Here is an 18,152-nt window from a genome sequence, read left to right on the forward strand (position 1 = left end):
ATTCCCCTCAATGTTTTAGCGCCTTCTGCCGAAACATTGAGTAATATAATAAAAAACACAGAGGTTTCGACTCTTCGTAATGGATAAAGTACTCGAAGAATACAGCGAAGTTGTTGATAAGTTAAAGCCGTTCGTCAATAAGCCTAACTTTGCGCAAATGGTCACCAAACACGCCGTTGGTGTACCCAAACAAAAAGTGTTCCTCATCAAGATGGAGCTCAAACGTCTTGCGCAGCCTACCAAAAAGCCCGTAGATCTGCGAGGCAAAGTCGATGGCGAATGTAAACCCTTTGAATATGAAGGGGTGACCCACTTTCTAGATGACGCAGCAAAACGCGTATTTGCAGAAGAAACCATGTCGTATGGCGGTTATACCGTAGGTGTTTGGGAATCGGTAAACAACTCCGAAAATACTTACAAGCAAATCTACAAGAAAGAAAAGGAAGCCATTCTTCAGCATAAAGATGAGCCAGAAGAGAAGTTCGAGGAAGAAACTGCACAAGTAAAACAAGATCACGTAGTGCAATCGATTCTGTTTTCCCATGTGATCAGTCGCAAAGAAGAACGCATGAACTTTGCAATAGCGGTGGAGATCATTTCCGAAGACGGCAAGAAGATCAAAGCCACTACCATGGATATTTCTGTGGGTGGCATGCGAGTTAAATGTGATGAAGATGTTACCTTTTTCAAAGATAAAAAATACGGTGTATTCCTGCGAGGCTTAGAAACTGAATATGCGCTGGATAGAAAGAATCCCATCCCCTTTCAAGCGATGCGCATTGAAAAGGAAGGTAACGAGCAACGGGTAAATTTCAAACGAGACATTGAAAACTCAAGTTCTTCAGTAAATAACTTTTTGCAAAAGTTTATCCACGGCTACAAACGCCGTTATAAGATCAATCTAGAAAACACCGAAGAAGCCGTAGTTTCCAAGATTTATGAACAGTATTACACGCCCTACATGGAATCGGTTCCGGTGTTTCTTGGAGTCAGACAAGGAAAGTTGTTTCCTAAATTTCTGCTGACTAATACCGTAAACAAAGACTTTGTGCAGTATTGGACAGATGAAGCCGACCAGGTACGTATTGAACATCTGCTATCTGCATCACGAGTAAAAACCGCAATGCATAAAGAAACCAGTGAGTTCCTGGTGTATTGCTTTAAGCAAGTCAAACAGAATAAAACTTTTTTCTGTTCTGCCACAATAGAAGAATTGGCAACCAGCCCTACCCTGCGCAGCTCCTACTTTGCTTTGGGTACAAAACGCGATAGCTGGCGTGTATTTAAAGTACAACTGTCCGATGTGCATCCACAACAGGCTCATGCCCCACTGACGATCCCTGAATCGGTAAGTGAGAAGGTGAAAAAACTCAATGCGCCCCCTGCGCCGAGAGTGATGGCAGACATCAAAGCGCTCAAGTTTGTGGCCTTGATAACGGACATCACCACCGATGAGTTGGTGAATCAGTTTAAGAACACCTCTCCCAACAAAGCGGATTTACCCCGAATCAGTAAAACCATTCACCCCAAACTGAGTATGCCCAGTGCCTTGACCGTGCATCCATACAAGTACGTGGACAATCGCCTGGAGCAAAGCTTTTTTCTATCGGAAAAAGCCCGTCTCGAGTGGAATGACGGCTATTATGACGGCAAAACTGTTGATATTTCATACAGTGGCCTGATGATAGAGATGGATGAAGATTTTCCGGCCAGAAAAGGGGCACTCATCAAAGTGAGCTTGCCTGGTCTGCAATCCATGACCACTAAGTACAAACTGGATCGCATGAATTATCAGCTGGTCAACGTCAGTGAGCACGGCTCCCATCTGCACTTAAGAATTCTGGAAAATCGCGATAAAGAAACGAAACCGCATCAAGGTAAACAGTTTTTTAACGATTTGATCCGTCAAAATCGCGATATACTGGAAGCCAAAATCACAGAAGATACCAGTAACCACAGTAAAGCGCTGCGCAATATTTTTGCTGCCAACATTTTTAACATGGCTTTGTTTTATGCCAAAGATGGGGTAAACCTGAAACACGATGTGATGGTTTGTGGTGATGTACCCAACCAGCTGTGGCCACTGTTCACCCACGGTGAGCTGGAACGCAATCAATTCAATATCTTACCGCTGTTTGGGCACGAAAATGTGCACGCCAACTGGCTAACACGGGAAATGCGGGATCTAAAGTCGCAAGAAAAGCCCAAACAACACGAAGTTTACATTGGTTTTAATCCCAAGCTGGAAGGGCCGGACGCCTTTAACGTAAAAGCAGACATTGATTTCCCCAATGCGGAGGTAAAAACCAGCTTTATTCGCAGCATATTAGAAGACAAAGAACAGCAGTTTTATGCCATCAAACTGTTTTTAGTCAAAGTGGGCAAACCCGACCCGGAAAACATCAGTGCGGAGTTGAACTACATCAAAGTCTATGCGCCTCACAAAGCTCAGTCCCTGCAAAATCACGTATGGCAAATCATGAGTTTTACCGACATGTTGGATATTACCGACGAAGTTAAAGTGCGTTTGAGTTTAGATTGAGCCGGGCCGCAGGTAAAGGTGCAGCGCGATGAGTCAAGAATTAGAACAATTTAAAGACATCATTGAGCAGCTCAAACCCGTTGTCTACGAGCCTGACTTCAATCAAATTGTCGATGACACCGCCAAGGCGATTCCACGCCCGCACCGCCACATCCTCAAGCTGGAATTAAGACGTCAAGCCCGTCCCTGCAAAAAAGCGGTGGATATGCGCAAAATCGAAGGCGCCGATTGCCAGCCTTTCGAAAATGATAAGATAATTCACTACCTCACTGATGCTGCACAAGATGTGTTTGAACGTCAAATTCGTGCATTTGGACAATATACTGTCGGGGTATACGAAGCCGTAATGGAGGAAGTGGCCCGCTTCGAGCAAAATAAACTTAACAAGCTATTATCCCCTCAAACCGATAGTGTCTTTGGCGCAACAGAGTATTACGTTGAGGAAGATGACGACTCGCCAGACAAATATCTGGTGCCTGCTTTCCAATTTTCTAAATCAGCCCATCGCAGTGAAGAGCGTATGAACTTTACAGTGAGGGTGGAACTGCAAACTGGTCCCAAAACTATCAAAGCTAATACCATGGACATGTCGGTTAACGGTGTAAAAATCAAAGCGGTTACCGAACACGAATTTTCGGTGGGGGAGCAGTTTGCTATTTTTTTCCGCGGGCTGGAAGTGGAATTTGCTCTAGATAGAAAAAATGGCATTCGTTATGAGGTGGTCAAAACCGAGAAAATAGCTCATGAACACCACGTAGCACTTAAGCGCGATATTCGCGCCCCTGACATACAGTTTGATGAATTTCTACGGCGTTTCATTCAGGGCAATAAACGTCGTTATAAAGTGAATATTGATAATACCTTGCACGCCATTCGCAGTAAGAGCTACGAACAGTACTACGTACCTTACTTTAGCTCTATACCGATATTTATTGAAAGCGAAGGCGCGCAAATGCAATGTCGCTATGTGCTCACTAACGACAACAATAAGGACCATGTTTTTTACTGGGTAGACGACAGCAACCAGTTGTTGCTCAGCCAAGCATTAACGCCAAAGCGACTCAAAGATATCTACAATAGTCCGCTTAAAGAGGCTTATTTATACAGTTTTAATCACTACGAATCCGGGCAGGTATTTTTCTATTCAGCAACCCATATCGAACTGCGCCAGAAAAAGGCGATGCAAGATGTGTTCTTTGCTTTTGGCTCCAAAAAAGCCAGCTGGCGAGTATTCAAGATACAAATGTCGAGCGTTAAACCTGAGCAATGTTATCGTCCCCTGTCCCTACCCGACTCCGTGGGGGAGAGTGTTAAAGAACAAAACTCTCCACCCGCTCCGCGACTTATGTCTGCCTTAAACAAAATTAGCCATGTTGTTTTGCTCACCAATGTAACCGATTCGTTAAGCAATCAAGCTTACCAACGGCGCCAACTGGTGGATAAACATTTACCGGTATTAAAAAATTTCGCGCACGATAAAAACGAAGATATTAATCCAGTGGCCCTGTACCGCTTCAAGTATCAAAACTTAAGAGCCGAATCACGTTACCAACTGCGCTCCAAAGTGATTGTCACTTTTAACGAACGCGAGCTCGAAGGCGTTACCGAGGATGTCTCACCCAGTGGTCTGAGCATTGAATTAAAGCAAACCTTTGAAGGGGTTAACTTTTCCGTTGTTGAAGTGGCATTTCCCGAGCTACAGCGTATGACCAAGCAAATTCCGTTAAAAGAATTGCCTTATGAAGTGCGCAATATTTCTAAAGATAAAACCATCATCAACCTCAAAATATTTCAGGAGTCGGAAAAGATCCCGCACCCTGCACACATCTTTTTTACGGAACTATTGAAAAACAATAAAAATAAATTGAAGAGCGACACAGAGCACGAAGGTATCCCGGGAATGGGTGAAGCACTGCGCAATATTTACTGCTCAAATGTGCTCAATATTGGCTACTACATTATCAAAGAAGGTGCCACAATGTTGCCCCACGCAATGACTGAGCCCAGCTCACATCACCGTCTTAAAAACTTGTTTTCCTTCGGCGCAGATCAAGAAAACACATTGAATTGTAAAGCGCTTTTTTCCGCCACCGGAGATTACTCAAGACGTGTTTTTGATTTACTCAAAGAGCTAAAGTCCAAAGCGCCTCCGGTGATGGAAGAAATGTTTATCGCTTTCGAACCCGACGCCATCAAAGAAGAAGACACACTGCGCGGTCAGTATATGGACCAGTTCAGAGATGATCACGCCCGCCGAGCGTTTATCGTAGAAGCTATGTCAGTAGGTGTATTTTATGCGGTAAAAGTATTTGTTTCACGCACCGGACGGCCAGACCAAGACATCCTGCGCACTGAGTTAGGTTACGTATCCGTTTATGCCGCTCACAAAGCCAAAGAACTGGAAGAGGAACTGTGGAACATCTGCGGTGCGGGAGACATAGTGGACATTACTGATGAGGTGATGCGCCGCTACGGATTCACTGATCAACACATAGAACAAAATCAGAAGCAGGATAAGCATATCCTGCTTGCTGAGTAAAATGATACAATCTGAAGACGGTTTAATCTCCCTCAGGTTCTGTGTCTACACTTGCTTCTGGCAAAGGCTGTAAAAAGTCTTCAATATTTTGGCTGAGCCTACCGGCATTAAACGCAGAGAGTTCATAAACCCACTGTTGCCATCGACTATCCAAGGTCTCGCTATCTAGAACCAATAGATCCTTTTCATCAACCCGATATAACTTCATGGTGATGATATCACTTGAGTTGGTTTTGATGGTAACCTGCGATTGCAAGTTGTCCTCTTGTATCTCATAGGGACGCGGGTGAGCCAAAGCATCAAAACTCAAGCTGATAATATTTTCAGCCGTATTTTCTAATATGCTGTCATATTGCAGTGCGCGGCCCTCTTCCAGTTCAGCCAATTGCCATTTAGCCTCGCCAGATGTACCACCTTCTGAATCGACAGCTTCGCGCACTATACGCCAATGATCAGTGCGAGAAATTTCGCTGATGTCAGCTAGATTGATATCCAGAATTTTCGTCTCAAGCCACGCGTTCGGCTCAGTAGGCAAACTCAATGGGGTATTTGATAGCCAGGTCTGGTTTTCTCCGGGTTTACGCACGTAAATACCATTGCCAGAGCTAGCAGTATTCCCCACCAACAGAGACCATTGCTGCTCTGCAGCAAAAAGGGTCAGCAGTTTTGCCTCGCTGTCGTTTTGCGCAATGTCCTGCAAACCGAGGCGAGCAAAATTTTCAGGTTTAGCGGTTTTGGCACTGTTTAACTCAGCCTGTACGACATTATTCAACAAGCGCACTACCTGGTCTTTTTGCAGTGGATAATCACCGCTATTTTCAGCCAGCCAATTTCCATCTTGCTTTTTCGCGGCGAGTATAATGCCACTTGCGCTCTCTAACTTAAAAGCGTCTACCGCTTCAATCTGGCGCTGCAAGTCAGAGAACACCGGTTGAGCACTAAACTCACTTTGACGCTCATCAGACCCTAACAACCAGCCTACGATAATCGCTACCAGAGCAACAATGGCAATAATTAGATTGATTTTTTTCATGTCATGCTGCTCCTCTTAAGCGAAACGAACGACGTAAAAAAAACACCGCTAAAACCAGTATTAGCGGAGCGACAATGATATTAATCAGTTTTAGTTGCGCCCCCAATGACTCGATATCCTTGTCTAACTGGTGACGTACTTCCCGTAACTCCTTGCGGATCTGGATTTTCTTGTCCATAAAGCTATCAATGGCCGCTTGTTGCTCTTCGTTTAACACCAATAAACCATCTTCTCCACCGCTGGTCTGCAATTCAGCCAGCTGTTGCTCAGTTTGTGCCAGTTGTTCTTCCAGAGCTTGTTCTTGCTCTCTGAACCGCGCTTCGGCCTTTACCGTCAACTCATCTACTTTTTCAAATGGACGGGCGAAAGTGCCACGGCTGCGAATACTGATGAGGGCATTGTTGCCCCCCAGATTTTCGATAGCATTAGTAACAAAAGCACCGTTGTCTGCAAATGGTGAAGCGATCATCTGTCCAAAAAAGTTGGATTTGTTCACCCAAAACCGATCTGTGAGCATGTCTGTATCTGCTACAACGATCACATTGAGTTTATCAGTTTGACTCAGGTGCTCAGCTGCTGATTGTGCTGTCTCTGGCTTACCTTCAAAAGCGGATGGTGCAGAGCCGCTGAGACGCACAGCCAAATTGTGTTGTGCAGCCTGGGCTTGATCAAATTGCCCAAACAATTGTTCCGGATCCCGTGTCATGGCATAGGCCATGCTAGAGCCGGTTGCGGCATATTCACTGGATTGCAACAGTGGCGTAATGGTTGTAGTTGCCTCTGGCAATAATGTAATCACACCAAAGGAAGCGCCATTAATGGAGTCCAGATTCGCAGTAGTCACATCTTCATCGTCAAAACCGGGAGCTTGTAAGCCTACAAATCCAAGGTGTTTTGTAATACCGCCAGTTTGAGTACGAATATCTAAGCCCAGAGCGGCATCCAACAAGACTTTCTCTGCGTCTACCTCAATCCCCCAGGCACTGATTAGCCGGTTAATGTTAGAGCTATTAGCACCAGCCATACCAGACATTGCTGCCATGGGATCTGACTCGTGGTGCTCATCGACAAAAGCTAAAATCTTGCCACCATTCAAAGCAAACTGGTCAATGGCGTAGAGCATTTCATCAGAGAGCCCTTTGGGATGGATAAGTAATAGAACATCCAAACCTTCGGGTAGCGACTGAGCCGAACTATCAACATCTTCAAGCTGATATAGCTGTTGTATTTGCTCGTAGATGGTCCACGCAGGATCAAATTGACCGGTCATGGGATTTTGCCCCCCTGTCAGTGACAAACCGGTGATTAAGCCCACTTTTACGGGTTCAGGATCGCTCAACTCATAAATTAGCTGGCTTAAGTCATATTCCAGGAATTGCTCTTTGGAGGGGTCGAAAAAGGGGATAATCTTCTCATCGTCCAGCGCATTGCTACCCGCAAGGCCCAGATAAATCGGATCCATTCCCATGCCTGCTGAGGCAGCGGTTAGACCGTAGTCATTCGCCAGGTCTTCCGCTTCAGAAAACGGCTCCGGGTCAATCAGGTGTAACTTAATTTTGCCATTTGATGCCGATTCGTACTCCTGTAAGAGACTCTCCACTCGATCCGCATAGTTGCGTATTGTGGTTAATCCCTCTGAGGCTTTATCAGAGAAGAAGAAGTACAACTCAATGGGTTCATCAATTTCAGAGAGAATTGACTTACTACCCCCTGATAATGAATAAACCTGGTTTTCTGTCAGGTCAATTCTGGCACTTTTAAATAGCTGATTGCTGAGTAATACAAGGCCAAAAAATAGTACGGCCAATAATGGATAAGTAACTGTATTAGAAAATTTCATTAGTCCGCCTTCTTTTGCTCAATGATCAACAAACTGGCAAATAACCAGACACCGATGCTGATGAGGAAATACATCAAGTTATTCATGGCAAGTACGCCTTTGGACATACTTTCAAAGTGGGTCAAAAAGCTGAAAGAAGCGATTGTGTCCACCAGAATAGTGGGTAACCACCCCTGAAACGCTTCTAACACGACTCCTGAACCGCTCAGTACGAACAAAAAGCAAATGACAACTGACAAGATAAAGGCGATTACTTGTGATTTAGTTAATGCCGACATACATATCCCGATGGCCAAATATGCCCCCGACATCAACCAACTGCCGATATATGCAGCGAGGATAATGCCATTATCTGGCTGCCCGAGATAATTCACTGTTAACCACAACGGAAAGGTTAAAATCAGAGATAATCCCAAGACCGCCCAAGCGGCTAAAAACTTGGCAAGGGTGATCTGCCAGGTGGTAACCGGCAGCGTCATTAGCAACTCGATAGTGCCGGACTTGCGCTCTTCTGACCAGGTTCGCATTGCCATGGCGGGTACTAAGAAAAGGTACAACCATGGATGAAAGTTGAAAAACGGTAATAAATCCGCTTGTTCACGTTCGAAGAAATTACCGATGTAAAAGGTAAAGATCCCCGACAACATTAAAAAAATCAGGATAAAAACATAAGCTACTGGCGTCGCAAAAAAGCCAGCAAACTCGCGTTTAAACAAAACATTGACCATATTCATTAGCTCGCCTCCTTGAGAGTGATTGTGCGAAAGACCTCATCCAGACGACCGGCTTCTATATGCATTTGCTGAACCTGGTAACCCTGCCCTTCAAATAGATTCTCCAGTTCGTGCAACTGAATAGTTTGCGCGCCAGGAAACAATATCAGATTATTCTCACTTGCCCCTGCCTCCCACTGCACTCCGCCAGGCAGTAATTCGCTCACAGAGCCAGTTACCGCCTTGTCCAAGGTCAAATTTATGGCCCGGTAATAGCGAGATTTTTGCAATAGTGCTTGCGGCGTATCGTCGAAGCATTTTTCGCCATCAGAAATAATCACAACGCGATTACACACTGCCGTCACTTCTTCGAGAATATGAGTTGAAATAATGACTATTTTGTCTTTCGCTAAATTTTTGATGAGATTTCGCACCTGGTGCTTTTGATTTGGATCCAGACCATCAGTTGGTTCGTCCAGAATCAGGATTGCCGGATCGTGGATCAATGCCTGAGCCAAACCGACACGGCGCTTAAAACCTTTGGATAAGGTTTCGATAGGTTTGTCCAATACCGCGCTCAATTCAACTTTAGCTACGACATCAGCTATGCGATGACTTTTTAACTGAGCATCAATCTGGCGAACTTCAGCGATGAAATTGAGAAACGCCAATACCGTCATGTCACCGTAGGCAGGTGCCCCTTCCGGCAGGTAGCCAATTTGCTGCTGAACTTCCTGTGGTGAAGTGGTCACGGACTGGCCGTTGACCAGCACCTCACCCGAATCCGGCGGTAAAAACCCGGTGATCATCTTCATACTAGTGGACTTGCCGGCACCGTTTGGCCCTAAAAACCCCACTACATCTCCGGGATTAACATCAAATGAAAGCCGATTTACTGCAGTAAACTGAGCAAACCTTTTTGTTATATTTTTTACTGAAATCATGATATTCCCTAAAGGATCAAGCTGTTACACAAAGGTGGCGCAAAAAAGCAAGAAAGATATGGCGATTTTGGTTGTGGAATTCAAGCAAAAATTTGTAACTAAGATCTCCGATTATCAAACGCCGTTATATTTCGAAAATATCGCACTGTAAATCAGATTAAAACACATTCAGACACTGCAAACACATTTGTTATATTGTAACATTTACCCCAAACCTGCTAATCGATAAAGCAGGACAATGACCATAATAATAACCAGGAGAGAACATGTCTTTTCAGCAACTAAGACTAGTGGCATCAGCTGCTACAGTCGCACTGGCGCTTACCACCGCCGGATGCTCAAAGCAGCATCAAGCGACAGAAAATAGTTCAACATCGGCTGAAGTCGCTGCCAGTGAAAGCGCAGTAACAGAAGCCAATCCATTTTTCGAAACGTGGGGCACTCCGTTCGGTGCGCCACCATTTTCCCGAATCAAAACAGAGCATTTCTTACCTGCTTTCGAAAAAGCGATGGCAATGCACAAAGCGGAAATTGATGCCATTGCGACAGCGGACAGTGTCCCGAGCTTTGAAAATACCATTGCCCAAATGGAATTGTCGGGCGCAGAACTCACCCGCGTAGCAAGAGTTTTCTACAATCTGACGGGTACCGAGTCCAGTGAAGAGATGCAAGCATTACAGCGTGAGATTTCGCCTAAATTAACGCGTCACAGCAATCAAATTCAGATGAACGAGGATTTGTTCAAACGTGTCAAAGCGGTTTACGACAACCGAAATCAGGCTATGCTAGACGCGGAACAGTTACGTTTGTTGGAGCGCACCTACGCTGATTTTGTTCGCGCTGGTGCCAACCTCACACCTCAACAGCGAGAAAAGCTAGCTCAGATCAACGAGCGTATTTCGGAACTGACAACGGCGTTTGGACAGAACTCTCTCAATGATACCCGCAATTTCACCATGGTATTGGAAGAGTCCGATTTGGATGGTTTACCACAATCTTTAATTGATGCGGCATCAGCTCAAGCTGAAGCCCGTGATATGCCCGAAAAATATGTTATTACTTTGCAACGTTCCAGCGTCGAACCTTTCTTACAGTTCTCTTCTCGCCGCGATCTGCGCGAGAAAGCCTTCAATGGCTGGGCGATGCGTGGCGATAACGATAACGAATATGACAACAAGGCCATTGTGGCAGAAATCGTCCAGTTACGTGCTGATCGCGCTCAGATGTTAGGGTATGAGCATCACTCAGATCTGGTGTTATCAAATACCATGGCTGAAACCCCTGAGGCTGCAATGGAGCTTTTGTCTAAAGTCTGGACACCTGCGATTGCCAAAGCTGAACAGGAACGCCAGTGGATCCTTGAACTGATGAAAGAAGAAGGCGCTGAGCATGAATTTGCTGCTTGGGATTGGCGCTATTATGCCGAAAAAGTCCGCAAAGCCCGCTTCGACCTGGATCAGGCGGAAATCGCAGAATATTTTGAACTGGAAAATATGATTGAGGCCAAGTTTTATGTAGCCAACCGTTTATTTGGATTGACCTTCAAAGAGCGTGACGATATCCCGGTATACAACGAGGTGGTGAGAACCTGGGAAGTCAATGACGCCCAAGGCAACACCATCGGTTTATTCTATGGTGATTATTACGCCCGAGACACTAAACGCTCTGGCGCCTGGATGAGTGCATTCAGAACGCAACAAAAATTAGCCGGAGAGGTTAAACCGCTCATCATCAACAACATGAACCTGAACCAACCCGTAGAGGGCGAGCCAACGCTGATGAGCTATTCAGATGCAGTCACCTTGTTTCACGAGTTCGGCCACGCTCTACACGGTTTGCTGTCAAATGTGACCTATCCAACCCTTGCAGGTACCAGCGTACCAAGAGACTGGGTTGAGTTTCCGGCGCAACTTTATGAGCACTTTATCGAACAGCCTTACATGTTGGAGAAGTTCGCACGCCACTACAAAACTGATGAGCCGATGCCAGAGGCTTTAATTGAACGCATCAAAAACGCCGGCACCTTTAATCAGGGCTTCGCGACCGTTGAATACACAGCTTCTGCTTTAGTGGATATGGCTTACCACAGATTGACAGACGCGTCGGATATCAAAGTTAGAGAGTTTGAAGATAAGATCCTCACGGAATATGGTAAACCTGAAGAAATTATCATGCGCCACCGCAGCACCCATTTCGGTCATATTTTCTCTGGCGGCTACCATTCGGCATACTATGCTTACATGTGGTCTGAAATTCTGGACGCTGACGGTTTTGACGCTTTCTTGGAAGCCAAAGATATCTTTGACGAAGAAACTGCCAAGCGACTCTATGACTTTATTTACAGTCGTGGGGATACGCTTGATTACCTTGAAGCCTATAAGGGCTTCAGAGGCCGCGCCCCAACTACTGATGCCCTGCTGAGAAACAGAGGGTTTGATTAGACCGCAAACGCTAATCACCACTTTATTTTAAATGGTCTGCTTTGCAGGCCATTTTTGCTTATAATATCCGCCGAACTAACAGCTTGGGAAATGTCAGCTCAGTGAAAGACGGCGAGTCCGAAAACCTAATCAGCGCCATTGGCCAGGTTAAATCTCCATTCAAGGAGAAGTTTGCCATTCCAAGGCAGCCAAACCTCACCCCCTCGGTTATCAGTGAGGTTGTTGTTCCCCTGCCTTTTGGTACTGCTGAAGCCTTTGAGGGTATAGAAGAGTTCAGCCATATCTGGTTACTGTTTCGCTTCCACCACAACTTGCAACAAGGTTGGAAGCCTCAGGTGCGCCCTCCTCGACTGGGTGGTAACCAGAAAAAAGGCGTATTTGCCACCCGCAGTAGCTTTCGCCCCAATGGCTTTGGTATATCTGTGGTGCCATTAGTGAATGTGGCAACGACCGCTCAAGAGGTCAGGCTGCAGGTTTCTGGCCTGGATCTGGCGGATGGCACCCCCATCTACGACATCAAACCCTATATCGCCTATGTTGATGCTATACCGAACGCCCATAGCGGTTTCGCACCTGACGCTCCTCAACTAATGGCAGTGCACTTTACGACTGAAGCATTGTGTAAATTAAAAGCGCTGAGCAGTGACCATAAGACAATTGAAGTTCAAGTAAAAGAAGTATTGGCACAGGATCCTCGTCCCGCCTACCGCAAACAAGCCAAACAAGACGCTCATCAGTATGGCACCAGCTTTGATGATTTTAATTTTCGCTGGCAGGTCATCGATAACAAAATCGAGGTTTTTGAAGTGAATAAGGCATAAATTCGACATTTTTTTGCTAGGAACATAACGCCGCTCTGGTACACTAGCAGCAGTTTTATTTTTTGAATTTATGATGCTTTTGTTTGCACTTTAAAGACACCAGACAAAAGCGATGGTACAGGACAATTTCATAAATGCGCACCAGCCAATATTTGCTTTCCACTTTAAAAGAAACCCCTGCCGACGCTGAAGTCATTAGCCATCAGCTAATGCTGCGAGCCGGTCTGGTTCGAAAACTTGCTTCAGGTCTCTATACCTGGCTACCTACCGGATTGAGAGTGCTCAATAATGTGGCCCAAATTGTGCGCGAAGAAATGAATCGCGCCGGTGCCGTGGAAGTATTGATGCCAGTAGTACAGCCTGCGGATCTTTGGCAAGAATCGGGGCGCTGGGAAGATTATGGGCCTGAGTTACTGCGCATTAAAGACCGCCACGAGCGTGATTTCGTTTTAGGCCCAACGCATGAAGAAGTCATTACAGACCTGGTGAAAACCGAAGTATCCAGTTACAAGCAATTGCCACTGAATCTATATCAGATCCAAACCAAGTTCCGCGATGAAGTTCGCCCTCGTTTTGGTATTATGCGCGGACGAGAATTCACCATGAAAGACGCCTACTCTTTCCACTTATCGCAAGACTGTTTATCTGCAACCTATCAAAAGATGTATGACGCTTATTGCCGTATCTTCGAGCGTATGGGATTAGATTATCGTCCGGTAATTGCAGATACCGGCTCCATTGGCGGCAGTGTTTCCCACGAATTTCACGTGCTTGCTGACTCAGGTGAAGATGCCATTGCCTTCAGTACAGGCTCTGACTTTGCCGCAAACGTAGAGATGGCCGAAGCGGTCGCCGTTGAACCAAAATCACCACTATCTGGTGAAGCGAATAAAGTCGCCACACCTGATACAAAAACCATTGAGCAGGTGAGCCAGTTACTTGATGTGTCAGCACAAAACTGTGTTAAAACGTTAATCGTCAAAATCATTCAAGAGGATACTTCGCACTATGCTGCTCTGTGCTTACGTGGCGATCATCAACTGAATGATATTAAAGCACAAAAGGCGCTCCCTTGGTCGGGAGAAATGCAGTTTGCTAGTGAAGCAGAAGTGCTGGAGATATGTGGAGCGGAAACAGGCTCTGTTGGTCCTGTAGGATTATCCATCCCGGTTTACGTTGATCGCAGCGCTGCAAACCTGTCTAAATTTGTTTGTGGTGCCAATGAAAATGGTTTCCATACCTACGCGGCATCCTGGTCAGATGTATCAGAGTGTACTATCGTGGATATCAGGAATGTTATCGCTGGTGATGCTTCTCCGGATGGCAATGGAACCATTGAAATTAAACGCGGGATTGAAGTAGGACACATCTTCCAGCTGGGTAAAAAATACAGCGAGGCCATGCACTGTGGTGTGTTAACCGAGTCAGGCAAACACGAAACCTTAACAATGGGTTGTTACGGTATCGGTGTATCGCGAATTGTGGCGGCAGCAATCGAACAAAACCACGATAAATATGGAATTATTTGGCCAGAAGCTATCGCTCCGTTTAAATTGGCTATAATTCCTATGAACATGCACAAATCCCATCGCATCCAGGAAGCTGCGGAAAGCCTGTATGAAAAGCTTTCGCCATTGGGAGACAGTATCTTGTTCGATGATCGTAAAGAGCGCCCGGGCGTGATGTTTGCCGATATGGAGTTATTGGGTGTTCCTCACTCGATTGTTATCGGGGAACGCAACCTGGATGCTGGAAAATGCGAATATAAGAATCGTCGTACTGGCGAAAAACAACTGGTAGACCTGGAAGGCCTAGATACCTTCATCATGGACTTATTGAAAGACTAAAATAAGTCGAACTCACCATTTGTTTGAGCTGTACAAGGTGAGTAAGAGTGTGGCGTGCTTTGCTGTGAAATATTACAGAAAAGCTCAGCGGACTCTGGTAAAAAATGACGAAAAAGGACGCTTAGAATGCCATTTCGCCAAAAGACAGCTCAATACCTGTCTATCATGATTTTAGCCACTGCGGGAATGCCCGCTTTGGCACAATCCTCAAATTCGAATGCCACGGCTACAAAAGCCTCAGCATCGGAAAGCCTGCCAGAAGATCTTAAAAATTTACAAACGCTGATTAAACAAAAGCGGTTTTCGGAAGCTTTTGCCCTTTCCAATAAGCTCATTGAAGCATGGGGTGGCGATCCAGGTTTCGACTTACTGGCCGGTCAGGCAGCCTATGGAGCGGATTATTTTCAGGAGGCGGTATTTGCTTTTGAGCGCGTTTTATTAGTCAAACCTGATGTTTTATTAGCTCGTCTTTATCTGGCATTCAGTTATTTTCAGGTGAAAAACTTAGGCGCCGCACAAACCGAACTGACCCGTCTGCTGAAAGAAGACTTGAAACCTGCAGATGCCCAAAGAGTCCGCAACTACCTGCAACAAATTACAGAGCTAAAGAGCAATGCAGTGCAAAGTCACGCTTTCAATGTAAAACTATCCCAGACTTACGACTCCAATGCCAATAGTGGTACTACCTTGGATAACCTCGCCAATATTCCTGTTGAAAGTCCATTTTATCCCATCATTGGTAGCCTCGATGAATCCAGTCTGGAGCAAACGGACCACAGTACTGATGTGGGCATTAACTACATTTACAGTAGAAAACTGAACCAGAAAAGTTCCATTAGCTTTAATGCCACTTATGTAAATACGCAATACAACCGTCAAAGCCAGCTGGATAGAGAGATTCTGAGCATGACGGGTGCTTTCACTGACCATTACTGGGGTGCCACAGTCAATTTCTCTGGTTACGTGCAACCCATGATCTTAGATAGTGAATTTTATCGCGCTGCTTATGGTGTGTCGCTTGACGCCAGTTGGCCTGTAGCGGACAACTGGCAGTGGTTGTGGGGTATAAGCTATGCCAGTGTTAATGTCAATGCCAATGATGACCAGGACATCCACCAGTACTCCGGACGCACAAGATTGACCTACTTTGGCAACACCATTCACATGTTTGAATTGGGCTACGGAGACGATGAAGGTAAGCAAGACAACCTCGTAAGTACTAGTAATGGCAAAAACTTCTGGCTGTTAAGCTACACCTTGGTACGCCCGATAGGTAGTGAATGGTTGATTATTGCCAATAGCCGTTATCAAGACATCGAGCACGATGGGATTAACCCAGCAATAGGTGCCCTAAGAAAAGAAGAAAGCTTTAATCTTTCGTTGAGTCTTGATTATCTGCTGAATGTCGACTGGAAGATTTCCGGGGGCGTCACCTATACCGATAAACGCAGTAGTGTTGATATATATGCTTACGACAGAACAACGGCGACGTTTTCAGTGACGAGAAGTTTTTAGTTAGAAATCCTGAATTATGGAGTGTGAGTTTCTAATTCTGTGAACTGATTCATTTTTAGACATCTTGTTATTTGAGTTAATTCCAGATTATCCGAAACTATACTTATAGTAATGTCGGAAACCGATGAGTACATTTTGCACAAAATCAGTTTTCTGACTCGAACCAGATGAGAAGAGTTTATGCGATTGAAACTGTCTTTGGTTGCCTTATCACTTTGTTGTGTATGTAATCCAGTTTTTGCCCTCAATCCTGCGGGTAAGACCATGATCGCAAAAGGCAAGGTAAATGCCTTTGAAGAAGAGACGAATATCAGAAAGCTGAAACGTCGTGCGCCCATTTACGATGTCGACACGGTAACAACAGCAGCCAAAAGCAAAGCCCAGTTTCGCATGACTGATGGTACTTTGTTAGCGTTAAAAGAAAACACCACTCTGCTTATTTCCGAATATCAATACAACGAAGCAAATAGTCAAAACTCAGCAGTCCTTGAGTTAGTGGAAGGTGGCTTGCGCTCGGTTACTGGTGCCATAAAGTCTAACGACGGCACATACGAACTCAAAACACCGGTGGGCTCGATTGGTATTCGAGGTACACACTACGAAATTGAGATAGTGGACGGTGAAATGTTTATCGCTGTTTGGGATGGTGCCATTGACGTTAATGTTGATGTTGGTGGAACAGATCAACAAGTTTCATTTGGTGAAGGTGAGGATTTCTCTTTTGGCATAATTAACGAAGAGGGTGAAGTCACTGAATTATTGGAACCACCGGAAAACTTTAATCAAGGCCACTCCGATGATGGCAGTGAAGAAGAGGAAGAAGAATCCGATGAGTCAGATGAGTCCGACGAATCCGATGAATCCGATGAATCCGATGAATCCGATGAATCCGATGAATCCGATGAATCCGATGAATCCGATGAATCCGATGAATCCGATGAATCCGATGAATCCGATGAGTCCGATGAGTCCGATGAATCCGATGAATCCGATGAATCCGATGAATCCGATGAATCCGATGAGTCCGATGAATCCGATGAGTCTAGTGAATCCAATGAATCCACTGAATCCACTGAATCCGATGAGTCTGGCGGTACTGATGAATCCGACAATTCGGATGGTTCTGATAGCTCAGATGGTTCTAATGGCTCGGATGGTTCCGACAACTCAAACGAAAACGGCGAAACACAAACCGGGACCGGTAGTAATAATGCAGAGGGTGATGGAGCCCAGAATGATGGGACAAACAGCACCAGTGGTGATAACTCAAGTCCCACTCAAGGAACTGAGACTTCTACAAACAACGACAGTGGTACGGATGGTACGCCCGCTGATACAGAAACAACTGGGCCTGGTACAGATTCCAGCCTTGATACAGCCACAACTGGAACACCAACCTTAGAAACCAATACGGAAACCACAGATACCGGGCTAGATACTGAAAACACGCCCTTCAATGATGAAGATGAGCAAATCCGGGAAGATGAAATTATCCAAACTATAGATAATAACACCCGGGTGGCACCAGAAATTATTGCGGCCAGAACGGGCTCTGCAAACTACTCCCAACTTATCAGCAGTTCGATGTCGGGCAACCAAAACCCGCGAAACTTAAGCATCAATATTGCCGTTAACTTCGATGCCCCACAAAACACTTCAGCAGAGCTCTCCTTGACTGACGACGGTGGCAATTGGCATGCCACCTTTGAGGGACTAATTTTCGGCGCAGACCTGTTGTTTGATAAGACGGAGGTAACGTACGGCAATTCAAACATCCCAAATGGCAATGCAAGAGGCGAAGGCAGTTTATTTGACACTTTTTTTGCCAATGAAGGCGATGTCATCAATGGTGGATTTCAGTTATCTCAAGGAAATAATAACGTAAATGGCTCTTTTATCGTCGGCGAAAACCCGTAA

At 45.4% G+C, this 18,152-nt stretch carries 11 protein-coding genes; 7 read left to right on the top strand and 4 right to left on the bottom strand.

All coding sequences use genetic code 11. The features are described from left to right. Positions 1–79: 79 nt before the first annotated feature. Positions 80–2,542 (top strand): PilZ domain-containing protein, encoded by a 2,463-nt coding sequence (locus AABA75_RS15620; protein WP_338293593.1) that lies wholly within the window; start codon positions 80–82, stop codon positions 2,540–2,542. Between the two features lie 28 nt (positions 2,543–2,570). Continuing rightward, positions 2,571–5,081, top strand: a complete 2,511-nt coding sequence (locus AABA75_RS15625) for a PilZ domain-containing protein (protein WP_338293594.1) — start codon at positions 2,571–2,573, stop codon at positions 5,079–5,081. Between the two features lie 22 nt (positions 5,082–5,103). Here AABA75_RS15625 and AABA75_RS15630 read toward each other — a convergent pair whose 3' ends face one another. The 4 genes from AABA75_RS15630 to AABA75_RS15645 are packed head-to-tail and all read right to left on the bottom strand — an operon-like array spanning position 5,104 to position 9,611. Next, positions 5,104–6,114: a DUF4340 domain-containing protein gene (locus AABA75_RS15630; protein WP_338293595.1), complete on the bottom strand. Its 1,011-nt coding sequence runs from the start codon at positions 6,112–6,114 to the stop codon at positions 5,104–5,106. Between the two features lies 1 nt (position 6,115). Continuing rightward, the gene (locus tag AABA75_RS15635; RefSeq protein WP_338293596.1) at positions 6,116–7,954 is read right to left on the bottom strand and encodes a GldG family protein; all 1,839 of its coding nucleotides are present in this window, start codon (positions 7,952–7,954) and stop codon (positions 6,116–6,118) included. Beyond that, the gene (locus AABA75_RS15640) at positions 7,954–8,688 is read right to left on the bottom strand and encodes an ABC transporter permease subunit (protein ID WP_338293597.1); all 735 of its coding nucleotides are present in this window, start codon (positions 8,686–8,688) and stop codon (positions 7,954–7,956) included. The genes AABA75_RS15635 and AABA75_RS15640 overlap by 1 nt, the downstream gene beginning before the upstream one ends. Next, positions 8,688–9,611, bottom strand: a complete 924-nt coding sequence (locus AABA75_RS15645; RefSeq protein ID WP_338293598.1) for an ABC transporter ATP-binding protein — start codon at positions 9,609–9,611, stop codon at positions 8,688–8,690. The genes AABA75_RS15640 and AABA75_RS15645 overlap by 1 nt, the downstream gene beginning before the upstream one ends. A 266-nt stretch (positions 9,612–9,877) precedes the next feature. Between AABA75_RS15645 and AABA75_RS15650 the strand changes: the two genes are divergently transcribed. The 5 genes from AABA75_RS15650 to AABA75_RS15670 all read left to right on the top strand — a co-directional run bounded on the left by AABA75_RS15650 (position 9,878) and on the right by AABA75_RS15670 (position 18,152). Then, the gene (locus AABA75_RS15650) at positions 9,878–12,052 is read left to right on the top strand and encodes a M3 family metallopeptidase (protein WP_338293599.1); all 2,175 of its coding nucleotides are present in this window, start codon (positions 9,878–9,880) and stop codon (positions 12,050–12,052) included. A 101-nt stretch (positions 12,053–12,153) separates the two neighbouring features. Then, entirely contained in the window at positions 12,154–12,873 is a 720-nt protein-coding gene (gene tsaA / locus AABA75_RS15655; RefSeq protein WP_338293600.1) for a tRNA (N6-threonylcarbamoyladenosine(37)-N6)-methyltransferase TrmO, read from the top strand. A gap of 134 nt (positions 12,874–13,007) precedes the next feature. After that, positions 13,008–14,720 (top strand): proline--tRNA ligase, encoded by a 1,713-nt coding sequence (locus AABA75_RS15660; protein ID WP_338293601.1) that lies wholly within the window; start codon positions 13,008–13,010, stop codon positions 14,718–14,720. Between the two features lie 126 nt (positions 14,721–14,846). Continuing rightward, positions 14,847–16,235, top strand: a complete 1,389-nt coding sequence (locus AABA75_RS15665; protein ID WP_338293603.1) for a tetratricopeptide repeat protein — start codon at positions 14,847–14,849, stop codon at positions 16,233–16,235. Positions 16,236–16,415: 180 nt separating this feature from the next. Beyond that, positions 16,416–18,152, top strand: a complete 1,737-nt coding sequence (locus AABA75_RS15670) for a FecR family protein (protein ID WP_338293604.1) — start codon at positions 16,416–16,418, stop codon at positions 18,150–18,152.

Origin of the sequence: Planctobacterium marinum, assembly GCF_036322805.1 — a bacterium.
GTDB lineage: Bacteria > Pseudomonadota > Gammaproteobacteria > Enterobacterales > Alteromonadaceae > Planctobacterium > Planctobacterium marinum_A.

Coding starts and splice junctions, on each gene's coding strand:
- AABA75_RS15620 (WP_338293593.1), top strand. CDS start 80: ATGGATAAAGTACTCGAAGAATACAGCGAAGTTGTTGATAAGTTAAAG.
- AABA75_RS15625 (WP_338293594.1), top strand. CDS start 2,571: ATGAGTCAAGAATTAGAACAATTTAAAGACATCATTGAGCAGCTCAAA.
- AABA75_RS15630 (WP_338293595.1), bottom strand. CDS start 6,114: ATGAAAAAAATCAATCTAATTATTGCCATTGTTGCTCTGGTAGCGATT.
- AABA75_RS15635 (WP_338293596.1), bottom strand. CDS start 7,954: ATGAAATTTTCTAATACAGTTACTTATCCATTATTGGCCGTACTATTT.
- AABA75_RS15640 (WP_338293597.1), bottom strand. CDS start 8,688: ATGAATATGGTCAATGTTTTGTTTAAACGCGAGTTTGCTGGCTTTTTT.
- AABA75_RS15645 (WP_338293598.1), bottom strand. CDS start 9,611: ATGATTTCAGTAAAAAATATAACAAAAAGGTTTGCTCAGTTTACTGCA.
- AABA75_RS15650 (WP_338293599.1), top strand. CDS start 9,878: ATGTCTTTTCAGCAACTAAGACTAGTGGCATCAGCTGCTACAGTCGCA.
- AABA75_RS15660 (WP_338293601.1), top strand. CDS start 13,008: ATGCGCACCAGCCAATATTTGCTTTCCACTTTAAAAGAAACCCCTGCC.
- AABA75_RS15665 (WP_338293603.1), top strand. CDS start 14,847: ATGCCATTTCGCCAAAAGACAGCTCAATACCTGTCTATCATGATTTTA.
- AABA75_RS15670 (WP_338293604.1), top strand. CDS start 16,416: ATGCGATTGAAACTGTCTTTGGTTGCCTTATCACTTTGTTGTGTATGT.